This window comes from Jezberella sp., from assembly GCF_964834465.1.
The window spans coordinates 149,487-156,198 of sequence record NZ_CBAZRM010000010.1 but is presented as its reverse complement, the minus strand read 5'-3'; the positions used below and the strand labels follow the sequence as shown (position 1 = coordinate 156,198).

The 6,712-nt window shown below is 52.3% G+C and carries 8 protein-coding genes; 5 read left to right on the top strand and 3 right to left on the bottom strand.

Going from position 1 to position 6,712, the window contains the following annotated elements:
- Positions 1-60 precede the first annotated feature (60 nt).
- The 5 genes from AC1W8Y_RS09735 to AC1W8Y_RS09715 all read left to right on the top strand — a co-directional run bounded on the left by AC1W8Y_RS09735 (position 61) and on the right by AC1W8Y_RS09715 (position 3,709).
- Positions 61-693, top strand: coding sequence for a MotA/TolQ/ExbB proton channel family protein (locus AC1W8Y_RS09735; protein WP_482014277.1), 633 nt, complete (start codon positions 61-63; stop codon positions 691-693).
- Between the two features lie 5 nt (positions 694-698).
- Entirely contained in the window at positions 699-833 is a 135-nt protein-coding gene (locus AC1W8Y_RS09730) for an ExbD/TolR family protein (protein ID WP_482014276.1), read from the top strand.
- A 173-nt stretch (positions 834-1,006) separates the two neighbouring features.
- A complete protein-coding gene (locus AC1W8Y_RS09725) occupies positions 1,007-1,756 on the top strand; it encodes a TonB family protein (RefSeq protein ID WP_482014275.1) in 750 nt (249 codons plus the stop codon).
- A 31-nt stretch (positions 1,757-1,787) separates the two neighbouring features.
- Positions 1,788-3,170, top strand: coding sequence for a metallophosphoesterase family protein (locus AC1W8Y_RS09720; protein ID WP_482014274.1), 1,383 nt, complete (start codon positions 1,788-1,790; stop codon positions 3,168-3,170).
- Between the two features lie 14 nt (positions 3,171-3,184).
- On the top strand, positions 3,185-3,709 hold the full coding sequence (locus tag AC1W8Y_RS09715) for a DUF4136 domain-containing protein (RefSeq protein WP_482014273.1): 525 nt from the start codon (positions 3,185-3,187) through the stop codon (positions 3,707-3,709).
- 84 nt (positions 3,710-3,793) lie between these two features.
- On the opposite strand, the gene AC1W8Y_RS09710 is transcribed toward AC1W8Y_RS09715, so the two are convergent.
- The 3 genes from AC1W8Y_RS09710 to AC1W8Y_RS09700 form a co-directional block, all read right to left on the bottom strand.
- Positions 3,794-4,495 carry a Bax inhibitor-1/YccA family protein gene (locus AC1W8Y_RS09710; protein ID WP_482014272.1) on the bottom strand — a complete coding sequence of 234 codons (702 nt, stop codon included), beginning with the start codon at positions 4,493-4,495 and terminating at the stop codon, positions 3,794-3,796.
- Between the two features lie 126 nt (positions 4,496-4,621).
- Positions 4,622-5,056: a DNA polymerase III subunit chi gene (locus AC1W8Y_RS09705; protein WP_482014271.1), complete on the bottom strand. Its 435-nt coding sequence runs from the start codon at positions 5,054-5,056 to the stop codon at positions 4,622-4,624.
- Between the two features lie 9 nt (positions 5,057-5,065).
- Positions 5,066-6,595, bottom strand: a complete 1,530-nt coding sequence (locus AC1W8Y_RS09700; RefSeq protein WP_482014270.1) for a leucyl aminopeptidase — start codon at positions 6,593-6,595, stop codon at positions 5,066-5,068.
- Positions 6,596-6,712 lie beyond the last annotated feature (117 nt).

Sequence of the window (6,712 nt, the reverse complement as noted above, 5' to 3'; positions counted from 1 at the left end):
CCTTCTAAATGAATGATCGATAGCGGATTGTTGTGATCGATTATTTAATTTGAGTGGCTCATGAATTTAAAAGCGTTATTAGACGTTGCTAATAGTTCAGGTGGTATTGTTTACTTGTTAGGTCTTTTGTTGCTGGTGGCGCTGTTTGTGATTATCGAGCGCCTGCAGTACTTAGCCAATATGCGTAAGGTCGGGGATGCCGTGATCTCGATGTGTCAGCACTCAAAAGCGCTGAATCCCGTCGAACTCAAGGCATTCCAGGCCGCCAATGCAGATTCACCTGTCGTCAAGCTGCTCGAGGTCGCGATTGATGGCGAGCGTGCTCACCTCTCTCGAGAGGATTTGGATGGCAACCTTGAAGAGGCCATCATGCATCAAGTCCCGCGACTCGACAAAAGCGTTTGGTTGCTGGATACCATTATTACGCTGGCACCGTTATTGGGCCTGTTTGGCACGATCCTCGGTATGTTCAACGCGATGAGTGTGATGGGGGATATGCAGAATGCCGCTATGCAAATATCAGGGGGGATTGCAGAAGCCTTGGTATCGACGGCGATGGGCTTGATCGTTGCGATGATCGGTTTGTACTTTTTCAATAACATCAATCACAAGGTGCGTCATCTGGTTCATCAGATGGAAACCATGAAAATGATGATATTGAACCGCCATCACCTTTTTAAAGCGATGGCTTAGTGAAGATGCGTTATCTGGAAGCAAAAAAGGCGAGGATAGAGATCATTCCGATGATCGACATCATGTTGTTCTTATTGGTGTTCTTCGTCATGATTGCGCTGAAGATGATCCCAACCAGTGGACACGTCACCAAACTATAACAACGCTTTTGAAAGCAGGTGATGCTGAGAAAACAGCGGTCACGATTGTGGGGGCTGACACAGTCTCGTTGCAAAACCTCATGCACGTCATTGATGCAATTAAGCGATCGGGTGCGAGTCAGCTTTCGCTTGCCGCGAAACATCAGTCCGAAACAAAATAAAGCGACACACTTATGGCGTTCGGTCGTCCCTTTCTTTCGTTTCAAGGGGTCAAAACTCTTTGCTTGGCGCTCACCATTGAGCTGGTGCTTCTGGCTAGCCTGGCAGCCTTGCTTCTGTCTGCGACGATAATAAAAAAGGAAAAGTCACCGGTTGTGCTGCAACTGTCGCTCAATGAGCTTGATGTTCCGTCACCCGTTGTCGAATCTCAGCCTGAACCTGTTCCGACACCCAAACCACCTGAGCCAGAGAAGCCTCCCGAGCCTCAGAAACCCCCTGAGCCTGTGGCCCTGCCACCCCCTCCGGTACCAGCGGCCAAGCCCAAGCCGAAACCGGTGGCAGAGAAAGTTAAAACGGCTCCGGCAGCACAGCAGGTGAGCCCCTCTGCCAGCACTACCGACGCTACATTCGCTGAGGCTGAGCAAGCGACTGCAGCCGCCGCTGCGGCGGCGCAAGCGCAAAGCAGGCAAAGCTCGGATTTGCTGGATGCCTATCGAGGCCGGGTCAATGCAGCCATTCAAGCCGCGGTCAACTGCCCTTTGGCAGCGCAGAACATGGGGATGTCAGGCCAGACTAAAGTACACTTTGACTTGAAGGATGGCGTTCAAAGCAATGCAGTGGTGGCGGTCACTAGCAAACGGCCGATGCTAGACAGCGCTGCCTTGTCTGCCGTGCAGAGTGCACACTATCCCGCGCCCCCCAAAGAGTTTGCCGGCCAGTTAAAAACGATGAGCGTTTTGGTTGTTTTGAATTGCGCCAGCTGAAAGAAACCGTCTGATTTTCTTAGGATCGTTGATGATTGCTTGTTTACACCGCACATTATTGCGGTTCGCCTTTTTGTTGTGTACGGTGTCGCCGCTTGTTCAAGCTTATGCTGCCAATGAGCCTTCCGTGCCCTATGCCTTTGTGGTTGCTGGCGATGGTCAATATACTGTTCGGGCGCTCACCCCAGCGGCGACGTGTCCCGCCATTTCGTGGGATGGCCAAACGCCAGTTCAGATGGCCGTCAGAGTTGAGCCGGAAGAGATTGCTTCGCGTTTTAACGGTGACGGTAAAGCAGCGAGCTTCCCGGTCTTAAGTTGCGAGGCGCGGTGGGTCGCCGGTGTGAAACAGGCGAAAGTGGGCAATCAAATCCTGGCGACCCCTAAAGCAGTGCCGCGAAGAATCGTGGTGTTGGGTGATACGGGCTGTCGATTGAACGCGGCAGATGACGCTTTTCAAGATTGTTTGAACGACGTGCAATGGCCGCTCGCAAGAATCGCAAAGCAGGCTGCTGATAAACAGCCTGATCTCGTGATTCATGTGGGGGATATTACTTATCGAGAAAGTCCATGTCCAGACGCAATAGCAGGTTGCTCGGGCTCAGTATGGGGTCACGGTTACGACGTTTGGGATGCGGATTTCTTTACACCCGCAGCGCCTTTATTGGCAAAAGCCCCTTGGGTTTTTGTCCGTGGTAATCACGAAATGTGCGAACGAGGCGGGCAAGGTTGGTTTCGCTTCTTAGACAGTCACCCCTTTAATGCCGCTCAAGCGTGCAACACGGAGGGGGATTTCGAGGCCAGTAACCATACCCAGCCATTTGCGGTTTCACTCGGTTCGGATGCCCAGCTCATCGTTTTTGACTCATCTGCGGATAAAAAGAAACTGAGTAACTTCACAAAGGCCACATTCGAGACGCTCAGTAAACAGTTTGATAGAGTCGATGATGCAACCAAAGCCAAACACAATAGTATTTTTCTCAGTCATCACCCGTTGGACGTGCTGACTAAAGATCGCGACACTGGGCGTCTCGTCGTCAATCAGAGTGGTCTAGGTCAGCTTGTGGCTTCACGCGAGACTGATTTTTCTTTACGTCGACGATTGAATTTTTCAGTACACGGTCATTTTCACGCCTTCGAAGCCATTGCTTTTACCGATGATCGCCAGCCAGTGATTATTACCGGGAACGGTGGCAGTGCACTTGAACAATCGTTTGCCTCTCAGCAAGTCACAAAAACTGTGCTGAAAGAACATCGTGTCAAAAGCTTCACAGGGATTCCTGGTTTTGGCTTTATGACGTTGGATCGGCGTGACGAACTTGGATCCAGTTGGCTACTGACCGAATACGATATGAATGGAAAAGCGCTTGCCACCTGTAAATTAAGACATCACCGAAGCAAGTGCCATACGCTATAAAAGGAGAAGAGGGCATGGCTATTTGGCGTCAAATCTTGGTGGTTGTGCTGGTGTTGCTCATCGCAAGTTGCACCTCTTCTCCCGCTGTGCGCACGACAACTGATCCCTCTGCGGATTTTGCTGCGTACCACTCCTTTGCGTTGGGCTTGCCCCAAGGCCCAAATCCCGCTGGTTATCACGAGTCTGTCACCGAGCGATTGAGATTCGCCCTCCTGATGCAGTTGCCAAGGTTGGGCTTCGCGCTGAACGAACAGCGGCCCGACGTTCTGGTGACGTATCAATTGACCACCCAGCCCAGACCCAATCGAAATGGGGTCTCACCGATTGCTGCGGGCAGAACCTGGGGGCCCGAGTATTTGTCGGATGTTGACGATGGATTTGCTTTGAGCGACATCAAGATATCAGTGATTGACGCCAAGTCTGGACTGACGGTATGGAGCGGTTCAGCCAGCACGGCCATTATTGGCGTGGCTTCAACGAAACTGGATGAGCGTACTCAAGCTGTCGTAGCGAACATTTTGGCTAAATATCCGAATTGAAAAGGCCGCCCAAAATGGGCGGCCTAGACGTCACCAACGACCAGTGCCGGTCAGTGTCGGTCAGTGTCGGCCTGGGGTGCGAACTTAATCGCGACTGCTGCCGCCGAAGATACCTAACAAAGCCAGCAAGTTCGAGAAGACGTTATAGACATCTAAATAAATCGCGAGTGTGGCCGAGATGTAATTGGTCTCACCACCATTGACCACGCGTTGCAGATCAAACAGCATGAAGGCTGAGAAGATCACGATGGCCAAGACCATGATGGTCAATGTCAGGGCAGGCAAGTGCAAGAACATATTGCCAATCGCAGCGATCATTAAAATGACAGCGCCCATGAACAGGAACTTGCCCATGCTCGACAAGTCGCGTTTGATGGTCGTCGCCAAGGTTGCCATGGCGCCGAACACCACTGCGGTGCCACCAAAGGCTGCCATAATGAGTTGCGCCCCATTGCCAAAACCGAGGACAAAACCAATCAAACGTGACAGCATCAAGCCCATAAAGAAAGTAAAGAGTAATAAGAGAGCAACGCCCATCGAATTGTCTTTATTTTTTTCGACCGCAAACATGAGACCAAACGCCCCTACCATGAAGACAATCAGCGTCATGCCGGGGCTCGCGGCCATGGCTTGTGCCATGCCGGTATAAACACCGATGGCCGCACCAATGACCGTCGGGATCATTGAAATGGCGAGTAGCCAGTAGGTATTGCGCAGCACGCGATTACGTGCAACGGCTGACGAAGCGCCATAGCTGTCTTGTGAAATTGTGCGATAGTCGTTCATATTGAACCCCTCATGTTGTGACTGACCTGTTCGAATCTTGTCAGGTTACCTAGTCTAGGACGGAAATCATACCTTACAGTTCCCTGAATGACAAAATTTAGTTCATGCCGTCATTTTGCTGCACGATTATGCACCTAAGCGGTGCGCTCTGACGTCATGACCCTGATTTTTATAGATCGACCAACGAGCGCGTGCCGCTAGCTTATCCTGTTCGTCCTCTGAGACGATTTCAAGCACTCTAGAGACTGCGCCCAAACTGGGTGGACAATCCTGCGCCAAATTAAGTAACCAGGTGTGAGTCGTGAGTCGACCTAACGATGCTTCAAGTTCGCGCTGCACGAGGACGACCGGGGTCACTGATGCCAGTGGGTCATGGCTTCGGACATGCGGCACAAAGGCCGTATCTTCTAATGCCCACAGCAGCTTATCCACCTGATCAAGTCGCTGCTCATCCGGGCAATAGATGACGAGTCGCTGACCCGCCAAATATTGCCGCCAGATCGTCTGACACGCTTGCGCCACTCGCTCACTGGCACCGAATGCAAAGTCGATTCTGACCATGAGAGTGCTTTACTGGTAAGCGCTGGTAATCAAATAATTGAGCAACAAAGGCATCGGGCGTGCTGTCGATCCCTTGTCCACCCCAGACCGCCAAGCGGTGCCGGCGATATCCAGATGTGCCCACCGATACGCCTTCGTAAAGCGCGATAAAAAGCAGGCCGCTGTCACTGCCCCAGCGGGTGGGCCACCAATGTTGGCCATATCAGCAAAGTTTGATTTCAGTTGCTCTTGATAAGCCTCATCGAGCGGCATACGCCAGGCGGGATCTTGGGCTTGTTTGCCCGCGGTGAGTAAGGCATCGGCCAGCGCGTCGTCTGTCGAGAATAATCCTGAGTTCACTTTACCGAGTGCCACGACACACGCGCCCGTCAGCGTGGCGATATCAATGACGGCCTTTGGTTTGAAGCGCTCAGCATAGGTGAGGGCATCGCAAAGGATGAGGCGTCCTTCGGCATCAGTATTCAGAATTTCAATGGTTTGGCCCGACATGCTGGTAACAACGTCGCCCGGCTTGTTAGCGCTGCCATTGAGCATATTCTCGCAAGCAGGGATTAACCCGATGACTTCGATGGGTAGGTCGAGTTCGGCGACGGCTCTGAGTGTGCCGATCACACTGGCCGCACCACACATGTCATATTTCATTTCATCCATGGTGGCAGCAGGTTTAATGGATATCCCGCCTGAATCAAAGGTTACGCCTTTGCCAACGAGCACGATAGGACCCGTGTCAGTCGATTTGGCAGAGCTCTTCTTCGCTGTAGTCGACACTGCACTGGTTTTCTTGTAGTGGATGACGATGAAGCGAGGGGGTTGATCAGAGCCCCTGGAGACAGACAGAAAAGAACCCATCCGCAATGCTTCGATCTGTTTGGTTTCAAGGACACTCACCTTCAAGGACTTGAACTCGCGCGCGAGCGTTTTTGCCGTCTCGCCCAGGTAACTCGGGGTGCAGATATTAGCGGGTAGGTTGCCGAGTGTTTTGGCGAGATCCATGCCAGCAACCAAGGCTGAGCCTTCAGCCAACCCCAGTTGTACGCTCGATTGGTCGCCCTTGTCGATCCAAAGACCGTATTTTTTGAGCTTAGGTTGACGACTCGCATCAGGTTTGCTGATCGTCATGTTGTAGTGGTAAGTGGCATCACCCACGGCTTGAGCGGTCGTGCGAGCGCGAAGGCGCGCTGCGGTTGGGCTTGCAATGGCGGTCAGGGTTGAGCAAGCCTCGGTCAATTGCGCTTGGACACAATAGGCGGCAAAGGCGTGTTCAGCTCTAGCGTGGGTTTTGGCGCTGTACTCAGCCTGTTTGCCTAGGCCGATCAAGACAACGCGCAGCGCAGAAACGCCCGTCAGTTGGCGAAGCACCAAGGTGCTCGCGGCGCGGCCGGTAAATTCTGTCTTGATTGCCGCGCGAACGGCACCGTTGCTGGCGCGATCGATAATATCGGCAGCGGGGCTTAAAATGCCATCACTAAAAACACCAATCGCCAAAGCCGCTGTTTTGATCTGATGCGGCGAGGCCGTGGTGTGTGTGCTAAATTCCATTGATTGACTCCTAGAGTGTTACCCGCTTGCTGTAATTTCTTCTCTGCTATGTTGTGCGTATTCAGTTCGCCCGCTGGCATCGAGAATTCCCCCTCGATTATCCCGCATTTTTGATTC